Source organism: Paenibacillus nanensis (assembly GCF_003583765.1).
Taxonomy (GTDB): Bacteria; Bacillota; Bacilli; order Paenibacillales; family Paenibacillaceae; genus Pristimantibacillus; species Pristimantibacillus nanensis.
On the sequence record NZ_QXQA01000001.1, the window covers coordinates 79,497 to 97,429 of the forward strand.

At 53.8% G+C, this 17,933-nt stretch carries 14 protein-coding genes; 10 read left to right on the forward strand and 4 right to left on the reverse strand.

What is annotated here, in order from left to right:
• Positions 1 to 56 precede the first annotated feature (56 nt).
• Positions 57 to 776 carry an S-layer homology domain-containing protein gene (locus D3P08_RS00385; protein WP_119597461.1) on the forward strand — a complete coding sequence of 240 codons (720 nt, stop codon included), beginning with the start codon at positions 57 to 59 and terminating at the stop codon, positions 774 to 776.
• A gap of 89 nt (positions 777 to 865) precedes the next feature.
• Here the strand turns inward: D3P08_RS00385 and D3P08_RS27480 are convergent, their stop codons facing one another.
• Complete coding sequence (locus tag D3P08_RS27480) at positions 866 to 1,165, reverse strand: hypothetical protein (protein ID WP_206098902.1); 300 nt, start codon at positions 1,163 to 1,165, stop codon at positions 866 to 868.
• Between the two features lie 170 nt (positions 1,166 to 1,335).
• Here D3P08_RS27480 and D3P08_RS00395 point away from each other — a divergent pair, with 170 nt between their 5' ends.
• From D3P08_RS00395 to D3P08_RS00415, 6 genes are all read left to right on the forward strand, one after another.
• Positions 1,336 to 4,122, forward strand: coding sequence for a glycoside hydrolase family 3 C-terminal domain-containing protein (locus D3P08_RS00395; protein WP_119597462.1), 2,787 nt, complete (start codon positions 1,336 to 1,338; stop codon positions 4,120 to 4,122).
• 274 nt (positions 4,123 to 4,396) lie between these two features.
• Positions 4,397 to 5,650, forward strand: a complete 1,254-nt coding sequence (locus tag D3P08_RS00400; RefSeq protein WP_119597463.1) for an RICIN domain-containing protein — start codon at positions 4,397 to 4,399, stop codon at positions 5,648 to 5,650.
• 263 nt (positions 5,651 to 5,913) lie between these two features.
• Positions 5,914 to 10,857 (forward strand): OmpL47-type beta-barrel domain-containing protein, encoded by a 4,944-nt coding sequence (locus D3P08_RS00405; protein ID WP_119597464.1) that lies wholly within the window; start codon positions 5,914 to 5,916, stop codon positions 10,855 to 10,857.
• A gap of 21 nt (positions 10,858 to 10,878) precedes the next feature.
• The gene (locus D3P08_RS27150) at positions 10,879 to 11,031 is read left to right on the forward strand and encodes a hypothetical protein (protein WP_162848308.1); all 153 of its coding nucleotides are present in this window, start codon (positions 10,879 to 10,881) and stop codon (positions 11,029 to 11,031) included.
• Positions 11,032 to 11,151: 120 nt separating this feature from the next.
• Complete coding sequence (locus tag D3P08_RS00410; RefSeq protein WP_119597465.1) at positions 11,152 to 11,604, forward strand: hypothetical protein; 453 nt, start codon at positions 11,152 to 11,154, stop codon at positions 11,602 to 11,604.
• A 15-nt stretch (positions 11,605 to 11,619) separates the two neighbouring features.
• Positions 11,620 to 12,135 carry a hypothetical protein gene (locus D3P08_RS00415; RefSeq protein ID WP_119597466.1) on the forward strand — a complete coding sequence of 172 codons (516 nt, stop codon included), beginning with the start codon at positions 11,620 to 11,622 and terminating at the stop codon, positions 12,133 to 12,135.
• 71 nt (positions 12,136 to 12,206) lie between these two features.
• On the opposite strand, the gene arsC is transcribed toward D3P08_RS00415, so the two are convergent.
• The 3 genes from arsC to D3P08_RS00430 are packed head-to-tail and all read right to left on the reverse strand — an operon-like array spanning position 12,207 to position 14,270.
• The gene (gene arsC, locus D3P08_RS00420; RefSeq protein WP_119597467.1) at positions 12,207 to 12,632 is read right to left on the reverse strand and encodes an arsenate reductase (thioredoxin); all 426 of its coding nucleotides are present in this window, start codon (positions 12,630 to 12,632) and stop codon (positions 12,207 to 12,209) included.
• Between the two features lie 15 nt (positions 12,633 to 12,647).
• Complete coding sequence (locus tag D3P08_RS00425; RefSeq protein WP_119597468.1) at positions 12,648 to 13,943, reverse strand: arsenic transporter; 1,296 nt, start codon at positions 13,941 to 13,943, stop codon at positions 12,648 to 12,650.
• Between the two features lie 12 nt (positions 13,944 to 13,955).
• Positions 13,956 to 14,270: an ArsR/SmtB family transcription factor gene (locus D3P08_RS00430; protein WP_119597469.1), complete on the reverse strand. Its 315-nt coding sequence runs from the start codon at positions 14,268 to 14,270 to the stop codon at positions 13,956 to 13,958.
• Positions 14,271 to 14,462: 192 nt separating this feature from the next.
• On the opposite strand from D3P08_RS00430, the gene D3P08_RS00435 reads away from it, so the two are divergent.
• The 3 genes from D3P08_RS00435 to D3P08_RS00445 all read left to right on the forward strand — a co-directional run bounded on the left by D3P08_RS00435 (position 14,463) and on the right by D3P08_RS00445 (position 17,803).
• Positions 14,463 to 16,175: a methyl-accepting chemotaxis protein gene (locus D3P08_RS00435; protein ID WP_162848309.1), complete on the forward strand. Its 1,713-nt coding sequence runs from the start codon at positions 14,463 to 14,465 to the stop codon at positions 16,173 to 16,175.
• 149 nt (positions 16,176 to 16,324) lie between these two features.
• A complete protein-coding gene (locus tag D3P08_RS00440) occupies positions 16,325 to 17,173 on the forward strand; it encodes a DUF1444 domain-containing protein (protein ID WP_119597471.1) in 849 nt (282 codons plus the stop codon).
• A 72-nt stretch (positions 17,174 to 17,245) separates the two neighbouring features.
• Positions 17,246 to 17,803: a VUT family protein gene (locus D3P08_RS00445; RefSeq protein WP_119597472.1), complete on the forward strand. Its 558-nt coding sequence runs from the start codon at positions 17,246 to 17,248 to the stop codon at positions 17,801 to 17,803.
• The last annotated feature ends 130 nt before the right edge of the window (positions 17,804 to 17,933 follow it).

The window sequence follows — 17,933 nt, forward strand, 5'->3', positions numbered from 1 at the left end:
TAAAGCCCTCTCTAAGGTGAGAAGCTATTAGCCAATCCCATTAAGGAGGGTTCGTCTTGAAAAAAATCGGTATTCCTTTCGCAGTCATTTCTTTGTCTACAATGTTGCTTGCAGGCTGTGGCACCAACGACACGAATGGCACAAACGGTACAAATGGCGGCACGAACAATCAAAATGGCATGACGACACGTTCTTATTACGATGGCAACCGAAGCCTTTTAGGCAACGGGAATTACCGCAATTATAACAATGGCAACTACAGAGGGTTAGACCAAACGAACAACGGCAATGGCAATGCGAATGGTAACGCGGGCAACAACGGCAACGCCGGGAACAATGGCAATGCAGGCGGCAATGCAGGGAACAACGGCAAAAAATTTAACGATATTACGACTGGCGAATGGTATGCCGACAATGTGCAATGGGGCTCCGACCTCGGAATCGTTGAAGGCTTCCCGGACGGCAGCTTTAAGCCAAACAAACCGGTAACAAGAGCCGAAGTCATCAAAATCATTAATACGATGGCGGAAAGAGGTCTTATTACGGTTCCGTCCGCTACGGAAACGCCGACGACTTCGCCGGCGCCGACAACGTCGCCGACGCCGACGGCAACCCCAGACACCGCGGGCACGACGGATGGCGGAACGACCGGGGGCACTACGGGCGGAACGACAACCGGCGGCACTACAGGCGGTACAACTGGCGGCACTACCGGCGATGCAACTGGCGGAACGACCGGCGGCACAGGCGGTACTGGAATGGGAGCAACGCCGTAGTAATAATGCAGCAGTAAAACAGAAGCCCGTAAAGAGGACGCATGTCCAGCTTTACGGGCTCTGTATTTAGCCGTTCAAATTACTTAAACTTAAAATTCGTCTTCGAGTCTGCGAATGATGCGGATAATACGACGGATCAAACGTCTCAGTCTGCGGATCTCACGACGGCGTCCGCCGAGGCGAATCAATCTGCGCAGGCGTCTGATAAGACGTCTCAGGATACGTCTCAGTCTGCGGATTCTTCTGCGTCTGCGGCCGCCGCCGAGACCGCCGAAACCGCCGCCGAGACCGTCGTCCTCGAATACGAACTCGTCGCCTTCAAAAATAACGTCACCGTTATCATCAAAGTCGTCGAATCCGCCGCGATGCTTAATTTCTGCTTTACTCATGCGTATTTCCCCCCTTCCACCGGAGATAATCTATCTTATTCCGAAACTATTAAGAGGATTGGATAAATGAAGCGGTAGATTCATTGATTTTTAGATTAGGAGACTCTTATTCCTCCTAAACATACATCTTTGCTATACTGATAGAGACGACAAAATTTGGAGGAGATACGGTGGGCGCGACAACTTACGGAATTCCTTTACAGGGCTTTGCGGAATTTAGCAGAAAAGCGGCGGCGGAAGGAGCCGTCCTGCTGAAAAATGACGGACAAGTTCTTCCTATACGTCCGAACGAAAGCGTATCCATTTTCGGCCGCACGCAGGTGAACTATTACCGGAGCGGCACCGGCTCGGGCGGAAGCGTGAATGTGGCGTATACGACCAACCTGCTGGACGGTCTCCGGAGCAAAACGAATATAACCGTAAATGAGCAGTTGGCTTCGGTCTATGAGAAGTGGATCGAGCAGAATCCTTTCGACAATGGCGGAGGGGGCTGGGCCGCGGAGCCTTGGCATCAGAAGGAGATGCCGCTCACCGACGAGCTGGTGAAGGAAGCCAGAAGCAAGTCCGACAAGGCCATCGTGGTCATCGGCCGCACCGCCGGCGAGGACCAGGATAACGCGGATGAACCGGGAAGCTATCAGCTGACGGAAGAAGAGAAGCAAATGCTGAGGGTTGTGTCGGCTCATTTCGAGCAAACGGCGGTCGTGCTGAACGTCTCGAACATCATTGACATGAGCTGGTTGAACGACGAAGCGTACGGGCATCCGATTCCGTGTGTCATCTACGCGTGGCAGGGCGGTATGGAAGGCGGCAACGCGATTGCCGACGTGCTCGCCGGCGAGGTGACGCCAAGCGGCAAACTAACCGATACGATTGCCTACTCGATTCATGATTATCCTTCGACCCGCAATTATGGGAATGAGTTTAAGAACCTTTACCAGGAAGATATTTATGTCGGATACCGGTATTTTGAAACGTTTTGTCCCGATAAAGTGCAGTTCCCATTTGGGTTCGGGCTGTCTTACACCTCATTCGAACTGAATCCGAAGGAAGCGAGGCGCACGGTAAAGGACGGGAAAGCCTATATCGAGGTTGACGTTACCGTTACGAATACAGGCACGGAGCATGCGGGCAAAGAGGTTGTCCAAGTCTACTATGAGGCGCCTCAAGGCTTGCTGGGGAAGCCGGCCAAGGCGCTCGCGGCATTCGGCAAGACGAAGGAGCTTCAGCCTGGAGAAGCGCAGGTTATCACCGTGAGCTTCCCTGTCCATTCGATGGCTTCGTATGATGACGGCGGCGTGACCGGACATCGTTCGGCTTACGTCTTGGAAGCCGGAGTTTATCGTCTTTATGCGGGGAACAGCGTTCGGAATGTTAAGGAAATTGCGGTCGACGGACAAGTCGGCTTCTTCGTAGAGTCGCTGCAAGTTGTAGAGCAGCTGGAGGAGGCACTGGCGCCGAATGAAGCGTTCACCCGAATGAAGCCGGGGACTCGGAAGGATGACGGCTCGTATGAGCTGATGTATGAGGAGGTGCCGAAGCGCAGCGTTTCACTGGCTGACCGGATCGCAAGCAGCCTTCCTGAGACGCTGGAGCAGACCGGCGATAAAGGCTACAAGCTGAAGGATGTCCACGACGGGACAATCAGCCTGGAGACGTTCATCGCGCAGCTCAGCGATGAGGATCTTGCCGCGATGGTGAGGGGCGAAGGCATGAGCAGTCCGCTCGTCACGCCGGGTACGGCTTCGGCATTCGGCGGGGTAAGCGAGCGCCTTCAGCATTACGGCGTGCCGATTGCATGCGCGGCGGACGGGCCATCAGGCATTCGGATGGACAGCGGGCATAAAGCGACTCAAGTTCCGATTGGCACTTTGCTTGCCGCTACCTGGAATGTGGAGCTGGTGGAAGAGCTGTATTTCATGGAAGGCCAAGAGCTGCTCAGCAATAATATAGATACGCTGCTGGGGCCTGGCATGAATATTCGCCGCAATCCGCTGAATGGACGCAACTTCGAATATTTTTCGGAGGATCCGCTCGTTACGGGAGCGTTCGCGACGGCATGTGTGCGGGGGATATTGAAAGGCGGCTCTACGGGCACGCTGAAGCATTTTGCATGCAACAACCAGGAGAAATACCGGACACAAGTCGATGCCGTCGTCTCGGAGCGCGCATTGCGGGAAATCTATTTGAAGGGCTTTGAAATCGCGGTGAAGCAGGGCGGCGCCAATTCCATCATGACGGCGTACAACCCGGTGAACGGTCATTGGACAGCCTCCAATTACGACCTGAATACGACGATTCTTCGCAAAGAATGGGGCTTCTCCGGCATCGTCATGACGGACTGGTGGGCGAGAATGAACGATCCGGTCGAAGGCGGGCCTTCCGATATTCAGAATACGAGCGCAATGGTCCGTTCGCAGAACGATCTGTTCATGGTTGTGACGAACTACGGCGCGGAGTTTAATGTGCTTAACGATAATACGATCCGTTCCCTGGAAAGCGGCGCCTTGACTCGCGGCGAGCTGCAGCGCTGCGCGATGAATATTTGCCGCTTCTTAATGAGCGCTCCGGTCTTCTCTAGAGAGCCGGAGACGGAAGAGAAGGTTCCTTCGTTCGCGGCAAACCCGGCGCTTGCGGCTGCTGGCGCGCAGGCGCTTTCGGAAAACGCGGAGGTTCGTCTAACGGCGGAAGGCCCTGCGTCTTTCCGGGTCGACGAGGCCGGACAATACCGCATCGTGGTGAAGGTCATGTCCGCGGACACGTTCTGGTCGCAGAGCGTATGCAATGTCCTCCTGAACGGCGAATTGATGACGACCGTTCAAACGAACGGCACGGCAGGCAACTGGATTCAGCAGAGGCTTGGGAAGGTCGAGCTGGAGGCGGGCTCTTATGAATTGAAGCTTGAATTCGTGAAGCCAGGCCTGCAGATGGAATGGATTGCGTTCAAGAACGTGTAATGGCTATAATATTCCAAGCAGAAACCCGGTCGCTCGATGGCCGGGTTTTCTTCTATTTTTGACAAAAGCTGAGGGTGGAGAGCCGTTCCGCTAGTCCTTAGCGCACATAAATATTATTTCGTATTCAGTCATAATTTCCCATGTAAATGCATAGCGGGCGTGCTACACTCAAATCAGTGAAAGCGCTTCACTAATAGACTTGAGACGTTATGAATATGGATTTCCTTGCACTGCGAGTATGCGAAACCATCTCAAAGGAAAGAGGAGTGATCGTATGATTCATGCGTTAAAAGGCAGGAAGCCGTATGTTTTATTTCTGGTCTTGGCATTGTTAGTAACCTTATTGCCTGCAACGAGAGCTGAAGCGGCGTACAATCTGGTATGGAGCGATGAGTTCAACGGTTCGACGATCGACACGAATAACTGGACGTTTGAAATCGGCACCGGCAGCGGGGGCTGGGGCAATAACGAACTTCAGTACTATACGAACCGGTCGGAGAATGCGCGAATCGAGAACGGCAACCTGGTTATCGAAGCAAGAAAGGAATCGTACGGCGGGATGAATTATACGTCGGCTCGCCTGAAGTCTCAAGGGAAAAAGAGCTTTAAATACGGAAGAATCGAGGCCAGAATAAAGCTGCCTGTTGGGCAGGGATTATGGCCGGCATTTTGGACGCTCGGGTCCGACATTACGACGGTCGGCTGGCCTAGAAGCGGCGAAATCGACATTATGGAGCATGTGAACAACGAATCCAACACGCATGGTTATATGCACTGGGATGCGAATGGACACGCCTCCTACGGCGGACCGAGCCACGCGATCGACGTGACGCAGTATCATGTGTATTCCGTCGAATGGACGCCGAGCTCGATCAAATGGTTCGTTGACGGCGTACAGTTCAGAGAGGCGAATATCGCGAACAACATTAATTCGACGGAAGAGTTCCATAAGGATCACTTCCTCCTTCTGAACATGGCGGTAGGTGGGAACTGGCCCGGCTCTCCGAATGCTTCCACCGCTTTCCCGGCCAAAATGTACGTCGACTATGTGCGCGTCTACCAAGAAGGCGGCACGACGCCTCCTCCTTCCAGCGCCATCGTATCGGGGGGAACCTATAAGCTGATTAACGTGAACAGCGGCAAAGCGCTGGATGTGTCCGGCGCGGGGACAGCACCGGGAACCAATGTGCAAATCTGGACCGATAACGGCACAGGCGCGCAGAAATGGACAATCTATCAGAATGCGGACGGATCCTATAAGCTCATCAATGTGAACAGCGCTTTGGCGCTTGATGTGGCGGGCTCTGGAACGGCGGACGGGACGAATGTCCAAGCGTGGACCGATCTCGGCAACGGGGCGCAGAAGTGGAACATCATTCGAAATGCGGATGGGACCTATAAGCTGATCAACGTGAACAGCGGCAAGGCGCTCGACGTCTCGTCGTCGGGCACCGCGGACGGCACGAACGTTCAGATCTGGAATGATAACGGAACGGGCGCGCAGAAATGGCAACTGGTTAGGCTGTAACGGAATAAAGCTTCAGGAACGGTCAATTCCCGAATGGGGGTTGGCCGTTCTTTCTTTCCCCGCAGAATTTCGTGAAATAATGCGTGCGGATTAGCGAGAAGGAGAGAGAGGGTGAAATTGTTCTTTATAACGAACTTTCGAGCGGGTTTTCTTGCTTTTTCCAACATTGTTAATTATGGAAGCGACTGGTAGAGTTATTGAGGGCATATTTTATTTCATCCAATCTGAGGCGGGGTGAAATAAAATTTCAGAATCGAAAGGGAGTGAATGACATTTTACGCAAGAAAATAGCAGCAGCTTTATTATCGGGCGCTTTGCTGCTGGGCGCTATATTTCCAGGCGCTGCGAGCGCGAGCACGGGGCTCGGCCAGTGGATTTGGTGGACCGGTGAGGGGGATGCGTATAAGACGTTCGGAGGCAACACGGAAATCGTGATCCATACCGGCAAAATGCAGATCATCCCGCATTGTCCGGAAGGGAACCCGGACGGGTTAAACGCATGGACAGATTTGTTTATTGTAGAGAGCGGCAGTCTCGGCATTCTGAACGACGGGGATGAGCTCAAGGATGTGGGAGGCGGTGATCCGAATACCGTTATGTCGATATCGAGCGGCATCTTCATCTCGGAGCCGATTGGCTTTACGGGGCCGGATGGGAAAATTCCTCCCGGAGAATACGCGATCGTATTCGATGAATGTCAGGACGGCAAGTACAACGCTCTGATCGACGGCGTAATCGACCCGGCGTTTAAGGTCGAGTACACGGTAGGCCAGGTTCCTCCGCTTGATCTGACGCAGCTGAAGGAAGATGCCGGGAAGCTGGCGGAGAGATGGGAGAAGTATAGGGAGTACGCCGATAAACTGTTCAAGCTGCAGAAAGCGGCCGATGCGGGCCGAAATCCGAACGAAAAGTTTGTCGACTTCCTCATGCGCAGCGGACTTCAAGATCCGCGCACGATGGCGCTGCTTCAGCTCGCCAATCAGGCCAAACATTATAAAGGGATCAAGGATGATCCGCCGGATCCCGACTACAAGCATCTTACGCCGCTCGGAGAGAGGCCGCTTATCGACTTTCAAGACCCTGCTCCGCTGCAGATCGCGATGCAGACTCTAGCGAACGAGGCGGCCAATGAGCAGGCCATTACCCGGCAGATGTGGACGCTGCTCGAGCGTTACCAAGGCGCGCAAGCGACGGGCGATGTGAGCTGGGCGCTGACACACGGCAAGGCGCTTAGCGACAACATCGGATTGCTGCTGGATCAGATTCAGCAAACGAACACGAGAATCAACCAATTCAATCAAGCTTTTGCCAAGGATAGCGCAGCGCTGAACGAGAAAGCCGCCAGTTTGGCAGAGCTTCAGCAACGAGTAGCGGCATCGGACTTTACGGAGGAGGAGCTGCAAGCCTTTGCCTCGCTTGGCTTCACCGATAGTGAGATCGCGCAATTTAAAACCGATTTTCTCGCAATGGATTTCGAGTTCGCCAAATCGGCAATGCTAGCGGAAGGTTCTGCTCTTATTGATACTTATAATGAATTCGGTCCTCATCTTGTTGCCTTCAGCAATCATGTCGTGACGCTCATTAATCAAATGCTGCAGGATCCCACCGTACCGAATGACGAACCCTACGCGGACGCCGGCGGTCCTTATTCCGGACGGGAAGGCAGCCCGATTACGTTCAGCGGTGCGAGCTCTACCGGTAAAGGCGGCATTACCGCCTATGAATGGGATTTGGACAGCGACGGGGCTTTTGATGATGCAGCCGGCGTATCGGTAACTTACACCTACACGAAGCCGTTTATTGGACTCGTCGGATTAAAGGTAACGGCAGCCAACGGCAAACAAGCCATTCACTATGCGCAAATCGGAGTATCCGACGTCAATACGGTTCCGGCCATCGTGGAGCTGTCACCGCCGGAACGTCAGGTCGAGCAGCATGTCGGAGAAGCGCAAGTCTACGGCGTAACCGCTGTCGATTTGAATAACGATCCGATTACGATTCAATGGTTTGTCGACGGAGCGGCTGCAGAGCATGAAGGCCCGACGTTTACGTATACGCCGACAACGGTTGGCATTCATGCGATCGATGCCCTCATCTCCGATTCGAATCCGCTGGGCGGAACGGTTCTGGCGAGCTGGACGGCGAAGGTTGTGCAGCAGCAGCCGCCGGCATCGGTCAGCCTCGCTCCGGAGAGCAAGACCCTTTCGCTTGGCGCGGTTCATACGCTGCAGGCGAAGGTGCTGGATAAGCAAGGCCAGCCGGTCGCGGGAACGCCGGTTATGCTTACCGTTACCGGCGCGAATCCGACATCGTTAACGGAGAAGACGGATCATAACGGCGTCGCGACGTTCCACTATACGGGAACGAATGAAGGCGAAGATCAAATCGTCGCACAGGTTGCTGGGCTCACCTCGAACACGGCAGCCGCAGCTTGGACTACGGACGATGTGACGGCGCCGGTTACGGCCGCTACCTTGTCTCCATCCGAGCCGAACGGTACGGGCGGCTATTATAGAACCCCGGTTACCGTAACGCTGACGGCAGAGGATGCGGGCAGCGGGATTGCCGAAACTGAATACCGGGTGAATGGCGGCGGCTGGCAGACCTACACGGCTCCGTTCACGTACAGCGAGGACGGCGAATACGCCATCTCTTACCGCAGTACGGATCACGCCGGCAATGTGGAGGCCGACAAGCAGATTTCTTTTAAAATCGGCGCTTCCGAGAAGCCCCAAGCTTTCTTTAATCCCGTGACCGCAGGGAAAAACGTCGCGCTACTGGAAGAGGGCGCCTCGGTTGCGGCGGTATCAAGCAATTACGACTCCGGCCACAGCGCGGAGAATATGCTGAAGTTCAGCTACCACAACCCTTGGGCGACTAGATCGAAAGACAATCAGTGGGTTCAAATCGGCTTAGCGGGCGGCGAATCGTATCTCATTGACCGCATTCAGATCAAACCGCGTACTTCCTATGCCGAGCAGCGGGTGAAGGATTTTGAGATTGCGGTTTCGGATAGCACGCTGGATGCGAAGGCGTTCACGACCGTCATTACCGGTACGCTGGCCAACAACGGGGAGCAGCAAGAGTTCCTTCTGCCGAAGCCGATGAAGGCGAAATACATTTTGTACAGACCTCTTTCCGCGCAAGGAGGCGGCCAAATTATTTCAACCCAGCAGCTGAAGGTGAAGACGGGGCAAATCGGCGGGGAAACCGTCACGTTCAAGGATTTGTCCACGGATAAAAATAACGATATTGTGTCATGGAAATGGGATTTCGGCGACAATAGTCCGATCAGCACCGAGCGGGAGCCGACGCATACGTTCCCGGGTCCAGGCACCTACCCAGTTACGCTTACCGTAACGGATGCCGACGGTCAGTCGAACAGCTTTACGCTGGAGCAAACGGTAGAGCCTGTCGACTTCGAGGTCTGGCCGAAGAATAACAAGGAAGGCGAATACGTAACCTTCATTAATACGACGGCAGGCGGGGACGCGGGCATCGTATCGAAAAACACGTGGGACTTCGGCGACAAATCGAACGCGACAGGCCAACCCATGACCGTCGGTCATACTTATTCGGACAACGGCAGCTATAACGCGAAGCTGACGATGGTTACCAAAGACGGCAAGACCTATCAAGTGACGAAACCGGTAACCATTGAAAATGTCGCGCCTACCGTTAATGCAGGCGTCGATGCAACTATTCTTGGCGGCCAAAGATATCAAGGAAATACAGTCCGTATGCAAGATCCGGGAAGAAATGAACAACTAATGTGCCACTGGGATTATGACGACGGAACAACCTCTACTTCTGTTGCGCCTTATTGCCAATTTGACCACACATATCCGGAGCTGGAGAAGGATGCGCCGGACCGCATTTATAACGCAACGCTAACGGTCACGGATAAAGACGGAGGAGTCGGGAAGGATACGGTCCAGATTACCGCTCGCGCGAAGCAGACGCCGAGGCAGATCGCGTTCTACACCTTTGACGGCAACTTCCAGGATTCCTCGGGCAACGGCAATCACGGAACGGAGACGATCGGCAAACCGACATTTGTAGAAGGCATTATCGGTCAGGCTGCGAAGTTCGACGGCCGAAGCGGCGTGCTTGTGCCGGACAGCGATTCGCTCGACCTGTCAGATTCCTTCAGCTTCTCAATGTGGATTTACAAAATAGATGGAGGCGGCCACTATGCGCCGATTCTATCCAAAGGCCATACCGCGGAATATGGGCCGTATTCCTTCCTGCATAACTCAAGCGGCGATTCGCCGGGCATGCGTCTAGTGAGCGGCGACCGTTCAGGCTATACCCATCTGTTCCCGAATACGCCGATGCCGGATGAGGAATGGTATATGGCTACCGTGACATGGGACGGCACAATGGCCAAATACTATATTAATGGCGAGTTCAAAGCGCAGCTTCCATGGAAAGGCGTCTTCGAGAATACGGATTATAAGCTGACGATCGGCTTCGACCCGCCGGGAGCGACGGAATATTATAAGGGACTCATGGATGATTTCCGGATGTTCAACTATCCGCTCACCGAACAGGAGATCGAGCAGTTATACGAGCTGAAGGATCCGGACCCTGTCGACACGGTCGCGCCGGTGACGACGGCTGAAGCCTCGTCCGCAGCAGGAGCCGACCCGGCAACGAACTGGCACCGCGCTGACATTACGCTGACGCTGACGGCGACGGATGGGGTCAGCAGCGCAGCTCCTGAGGAGTATGTCTCCGGCGTCAAGCATATCGAATACCGCGTGAACGGCGGAGACTGGACCGTGTACACGAGTCCGATCGTCATTCAGCAGAACGGGGTCTATACGTACGAATACCGAAGCACCGACAATGCGGGGAACGTAGAGACCGCGAAGTCGATCGAGCTGAAGCTCGATAAGTCCGCGCCGGTTACGCTGTACCATTTTGACCCGATCTTTGCCCGCAACAACGCCGGTCAGATGTACATCAGCGGCTTTACGGTAACGCTGCGCGCATCCGATTCCGAGCCGGGCTCCGGCGTTGCGAAGACGCTATACCGGATTAACGGCGGACAGTGGACCGCCTATACGGGACAGTTCCAGGTACACGCCGGAACAACGATGACGGTGGAATATTACAGCGTGGACCAAGCGGGAAATACGGAAGGGCCGATGAATAAGATGGATTTCGTCCGAGGCGTGTTTACGGGAGCGGGATCATTTTAACGAAAGGAGGGGAAAACGTTCATGGAACGGAAGGAGCAGACCGCCTTGCTGGCGAGGAAGCCGTGGGTCAAACCGGAGCTGGAGACGCTCTCGATTCGGGATACGGAGTATTGGCAATTCGTCTATAATCCGGAGACGGGCTTTTGGCAATCGGTATGGGTGAATGAGAGTTAAAGGATAGGATGGAAGGCGTTCTCCTGCATGCAGGGGGCGCCTTTTCCTTTTGCCGTAGTATGCGCACCTTGCGGATGGGGAAAAATGGGGATATCTCTCGATCGGTTAGGAGTGCGGCTGGTGGGATTCGTCCTTATTTTTGTGCTGACATGGTTAGCGGTGTTTATTATTTATGGCATGTATAAAAAGCTGTCGGTCCTTGAGAACACGTTCGTGTATCTCGTGGTGCTCACCCTCGGCATCAATATAGCCTGGATCGTGGCGGAAGAGCTGAAGCTGATATCAATCACAAAGGATGGGCTGCTGTTTACGGGGTATGTGTTACACAGGAGCGTGCTGATCCCGTTTATCTATGTTATTTTGATGAACTTAGTGTTTCGCTTCCAGTCGGTCGCGGGAAGGCTGTTATGCGCAGGCGGAGCTCTGGTGCTGTTGCTGGCGCTCGACGGCGTCATGCTTGCCTATGAGGTCATCCGCTATTTGAAGTGGAACCTCTGGCTGGAAGCAATCGAAATTGTGGCCCTGCAGCTGGCGACCTATTTGCTGCTGCGCTTGTATCGAAAAGCTGCTTAATATGGAGGCAAAAGCGTGATTTTATGGGAGCATTTTGACCGAAACGAATGGTACATTATGGCGATGCTGATCCTTACATACGGGGCAGTTCTTCTGCTGCCGAAGCGGGTCGAGGCCAAATGGCGCATTCTTGCTTTGGTGTGGGGATTTGCGAGCTCGACCTTTTTCGATTTTACGATCGGCGGGGGATTGATCGATTTCTACGTTGTGAACGATTCGGACCGGTATGAATTGACCGACCTGCTGGTCTACATTCTATTTGCGACGTTCGCTTATTTCTTCATCTACTTCTACGAGGTGTTGAAAATCGGAAAAAAGACGCTCGTTTATTATATCGTCGGCTGGACGATCGTAGCTTTCGCTATGCAGTGGGTGTCCGAATGGATGAGACTGACCGACTATCAAAGAGGCTACAAGATGGAATATAACATCGTGGTGTTCCTTGTGATCCAGACGATAACGGGGCTTTACTACAACCGGTTCAGATCGGACAGAAGCAGACGGTATGACGGAGCGCCTTACGGCCAGTAAAAAGGAAGCATAGAAGCGAACAGGGATCCTGCGAGGGATCCCTGTTTTTTGCGCGGCCGCAGCAGCCGGCCTTATTTGCCCGTCTTCACGAATTCGCGGATACGGTCCTTGATCGCGTCCCGAACTTCACGGAATTTCGCCGTAATTTCCTCTTCCGTCCCGGCTGCCTTGGCAGGGTCGTCGAAGCCCCAATGCCATTTCACGACGTTTCGGTTCGTGATAACGGGGCAGTGCTCATCCGCATGGCCGCATAGCGTAATGACATAATCGGCGCGGTTCAACATCTCGGGATCGATGACATCGGAAGTGTGGCTGCTGATGTCGATGCCGGCTTCCTGCATCGCCGCCACTGCGCGGGGATTCAGGCCATGCGCTTCAAGACCGGCGCTTCGCACCTCGTATTGATCGCCGCCGAGCGCCTTCAGAAAGCCGTCCGCGATTTGGCTGCGGCAGGAGTTGCCGGTACAGAGGAAGTAGACGAGCGGTTTGTTGTTCATGGTTCAAGCTCCTTTTTATGATGAAATGATCCATAACCAGAGGTAAAGTCCGCAAAGCGTGATGAACAGCGTCGGTACCGTTAAAATGATGCCGACTTTGAAATAGTAGCCCCACTTGATCTTGACGCCCTTTTGGGACAACACATGGAGCCACAGCAAGGTGGCCAGCGAGCCGATCGGCGTTATCTTCGGTCCTAGATCGGAGCCGATCACATTCGCGTATATCAGCGATTCCCGAATGACGCCTTCGGTTGCAGTCGCTTTAATGGCGAGCGCATCGATCATGACGGTCGGCAAGTTATTCATGACGGAGGAGAGGATCGCCGCGATGAAGCCCGCTCCAATTGTGGAGATGAATAAGCCTTGCTCGCTTACCCAGCCGAATAGCTTGCCGAGCTCGTCGGTCAAGCCGACATTGCGCAGCCCGTATACAACGACGTACATCCCGATTGAGAAAATAACGACTGTCCACGGCGCGCCTTTGACCAGCTTCCACGTATGAATCGCCTCGCTCCGTCTGGCGAGCAGCAGGAATAGAAGGGCGGCGGCGCCGACAATAAAGGATACCGGGACCGCGATAAATTCACTGAGCATATAAGCGACAAGCAGTACGCCCAGCACGATCCAGGAGATGCGGAACAGCCGGACGTCCTTGATCGCTTCCATCGGCTCCTTCAGCTGCATCGCCTCGTAGCGGATGGGGATGTTCCTGCGGAAATACAGGTACAGCACCAAAAGGCTGGCGGCAATCGCGAACAGAGTCGGCACAAGCATGCGGCTGGCATATTCCACGAACGAGATCGAGAAGAAGTCCGCCGATACGATGTTGACCAGATTGCTGATAATGAAGGGAAGCGACGCCGTATCCGATATAAATCCGCTGGCCATGACAAAAGGCAGGATGTACCGGTCATCCAGCTTCAGCGCCCGGACCATCGCCAGCACGATCGGCGTTAGGATCAGCGCAGCGCCGTCGTTGGCGAAAAAGGCGGTGACAGCGGCCCCGAGCAATATGACATACACGTACATCAGCCGGCCGTTGCCGCCGGCGATCCGCGCCATATGCAGCGCCGACCATTCGAAAAATCCGATCTCATCGAGCACTAATGAAATAAGAATAATACCGACGAATGCAAGAGTTGCATTCCATACGATCTGGGTGACGTCCCACACGTCCGCGAAGCTGACGACGCCGCATAGAAGCGCGATCACCGCGCCTGCCGATGCGGACCAGCCGATGCTGAGGCCCTTGGGCTGCCAGATGACAAACGTTAACGTCACGACAAAAATAAGAATAGCGAGCGCGAGCATAGTTCCTCCTGATTAATCACATGATGGATTCGTTCGAGCGGCAAGCTTGTTTTTCATCGAAGGCAGCTGGTCCAGCACGGGCTGCAAGTACGGCTTGTCCTCGAGGTTTAAGGCATAATAGCTCCACTGGCTGCGCTTCGTCTCCCGAACAAGTCCCCCCGTCTTCAGCTTCCTTAGATGCTGGCTGACATTCGGCTGCGTCGTCTCCAGCAGCTCCACTATGTCGCATACGCACATTTCCCGTTCCTTTAGGTAAGCCAGAATCGTAAGCCTTGTTTTATCCGACAGCAGCTTCATCGCTTCCGCTAACTGGTCAAGCTTGTTCATGGGCGCGCTCCTTTCAAGGTTGATGGGGGCGGGGGGCATAACGGAAATATTATATAACCGGATTGTTATATAAGTAAATGATTATATTTGATTGGGTTGATCGGGCAACGTTTAAGGTGGATTTAAGTTAGCGGATCTAGAATGAGGGGGAAGGTTCGGACCGGTAGAGACCGCTTCAGGAGGAGTATACATATGAAACTTAAATTTAGAATGACGATAGGGAAGAAGCTGAGCGCAGGATGTTTTATTATCGTGCTGCTTATTATCGTAATGGGGGCGGTCGTGAACGCCAAAATGATCACCATAGGCGAGCATGCCAAAGCAATTCAAACCGTATCGCTTCCAAGCGTGCAGCTGTTGGGCGAAATGAAGGCGGACTTAATTGATATTGAGAGATTGGCATTGCGATACATCAAAGAGTCGGATACAGCGGAGAAGGCGGAGCTTGAAACTCGGATGAATGAAACCATTGAGCATTTAATGGCTGTTCAGTCGGAGTATGAATCGCTTATCGAAGGAGATGAGCAGCAGGCAAGCTTCAATTCGCTTCTGGAGCAGGAGCAGGTAATGGGGGCGCTGACGGCGGAGCTGACGCAAGCGGGAAATAACAACGATAGCGCCGCAGTCGAGCGTGTTATGGGGGAGCTGGAGGAGCCGTTCGAGGCAACGCAGCAACTCATCCATCAATTGCTGGAGGCCGCCGGCGCGGAGTCGGCCGCAGCTCTTGACGATACGATGATGCTGTATGATCTCAGCTTGAAGGATACACAATGGTTAACGATTGCCGCGATCGCGGCGGGGGTGATCATATCCGTCATCATGACGAGAATGATCGCAAGACCGATCGTTCGCCTGTCATCCGCCGCGAAGCGGATCGCCGGGGGAGACCTGACGGTCGATGTCGTTCAAGTAAAAGGTAACGACGAGCTGCGGGATCTGGCGGCTGCCTTCCAAGACATGGCGGCGAATTTGAGGTCGCTGATCCGGACGGTTGATTCGAAGGCGTCGCAGGTTGCCGGCTCTGCGCAAGAGCTGTCCGTCAGCTCGGAGTATATCCGCAGCGCGACAGAGCATATCGCAGGCACGGTCGAGCGGGTGGCCGAAGGCTCGGAACGGCAGTCCCGCAGCATTGAGGAAAGCAGCGCCGCCGTACGCGAAATGGCTGCAGGCATGCGCCACATCGCGGCCAACGCCGAAGGGGCGACGACGCTTGCCGTGCAGGCCTCGAGTCTAGCGGCGGATGGCCGGCACACCATCGTGGCGACGGTCAAGCAGATGAGCGCCATTAGCGATACCGTAGGCGGACTCGCCGCCTCCATTCAAGGGTTAAGCGAGCGGTCGGAGAATATCGAGCATATTGTGGCCGTCATTACAGAGATCGCCAGCCAGACGAACCTGCTTGCTCTGAATGCGGCCATCGAAGCGGCGCGGGTCGGCGAGCACGGCCAAGGCTTCGCCGTTGTAGCGCATGAAGTGCGCAAGCTGGCGGAACGTTCCGCCGAGTCGGCGAAACAAATCTCGGAGCTAGCCGGTACGATCCGCAGTGAAACGAAGCAAGTCGTGCAGTGGATGGAAGCGGGCTCGGAGGAAGTGACGGCAGGCATCCAATCCGTACACCAAGCCGGCTATGCCTTCGAGCAGATCCAGCAGGCGGTTGACGAGGTGAAGGACGGCATCCAAGAAGTAACCGCAGCCACGGAGCAGATGTCGGCAAGCACGGATCAGGTCGCGCAGTCGTTCGAAGTCATCTCGACGATTGCGGAAACTACGTTCAAGGAGACCGAGCAAGTGACCTCATCCGTCCAGGAGCAGCTGTCCTCGATGGAGCAGATCACTTCGTTCACGGCCGATTTGGCGGAAATGTCCGCGGAGCTGCAGGGGGAGATTGGACGGTTTAGGGCGTAGGGGAAATTGATACGAAATAGTTGCCTAATCCTAGAAAACGAGCTATATTAATCGTAATAAACACTAACGGTGAAGCACACCCAAATGATACGTCGTCGACGTTTCGTTTGGGTGTTTTGTTTTGCCCGGTAAAATGAGGAGGATTAGCGATGAATGCAGTTCGGCTGTACGACACCCCTGAGCAATTCGCGGAAATGATGGTGAACCAATTGAGGAGCAGTATGGGGGCTCTTGTAAAGCAAACAGAGGGAGAAGCGCTGCTGCTCAAGGTTTCATTGGACGCTGGAAAGCCAGAGGAGGAGCTTACGATCAGCCTGCATGACACCTACCGAAGCTATATGGCCAGCGGTGATTTGAATGCGGCGGTGGACTATTTAAACCAGATTGTCAAAACGTCATCGTACATGCAGCGATACCAGGAGGAGATGTGCAAGCTTGACGCTTCCTATCTGTTCCCTGCTGTCCGTGACGAACGCTATGTAACGGAAGCGGGACGGGATATGGAGTTTCTGTCCGATCCGTTCTTGCCGGGATTGCGAATCATTTATTTAGAGATTAAAGGCGGCGTAACGAAGATCGTAAATAAAAGCATGTTGGAGCGGAATCCACGGCTTAGTGAGGAGAAAATGAGGCGTCTCGCCTACCGCAACTTGCGAGCTGCAGGATGGCAAAAGCCGCGCATATCGTTGACGAGCCCGTTCTGCAAATCATGCACCATTGAAATCTATTCCGAACCGCCGCATCCTATCGATTATCAGTTCTCGATGCCGGAGTGGAGGTCGCTATACTTGCCGGATAATTACGTCATCGCCTATACGAACAGGCAGTATATGATGCTCTTGCGTTCCTATGAACCGATGGATTCAGAGGCCCAGGTCAAGCGTCTCGTCCAGAAGTCCAAATTCAGCGAAATCGTCAAGAGAAGCTTTCATGTGATGCCGAATCCGGTATCCGTGAACATGTATTGGGTTCATAAAGGAAAAACGGTACAGCTTTAGGTTTTTCAGGTCTTTGTCTGAACCTCATGGTGAGGATATAATGGAGGATATTAATGACTTCGAGGTGTTTACGTGAGAGTCTTCCTTATATTCATCTACCTAGCGGCCATCACAGTCGCAAACGTTCTAACCGCAACTCTTGCTCCGCTGAGCGTTGGGCCGTTTATCGTTCCGGTCGGAACTTTTTTCATCGGCGTTACGTTTATCTTTCGGGATCTCGTGCAAAATGCGATTGGAAGGAAACGTACTTACTATGTTATTGGTCTGGCTCTGCTGCTGTCCGCGCTGACCTCCTTAGCTCTAGGGGATACGTTGTGGATTGTATGCGCATCGGCGATCACGTTTCTCTTTTCAGAGACCACGGATACCGAAATCTATACACGACTGAAGCTGCCTATGTCGTTAAGAGTATTCTATAGCGGCATTGTTGGCGGGGTTCTGGACAGCGCCGTCTTCGTACTAATAGGACTGTCTCCATTGGGCGCAAATTTCTTGCCGTGGGATGCAGTGGTGTATGCGATATTAGGCCAAGTTATCGTGAAGACGATACTGCAGTCCATTGGGGCGTTGGTTATAGGGGTTGTGGAGAGAAGAAAACATCAATTGAACGGTGAAAGACAGGGCGCTTAGAGGGCGTCCTTTTTTTTTGTTGGTGTTAAAGTTCGCCTCGTGAAAAGTGTAGGTTGACGATTTAGGGGGTGGCGAATACCATTAAAAGGATAAGTATCCATATGCTCCAAGTATTGGTCAACGGGCATCT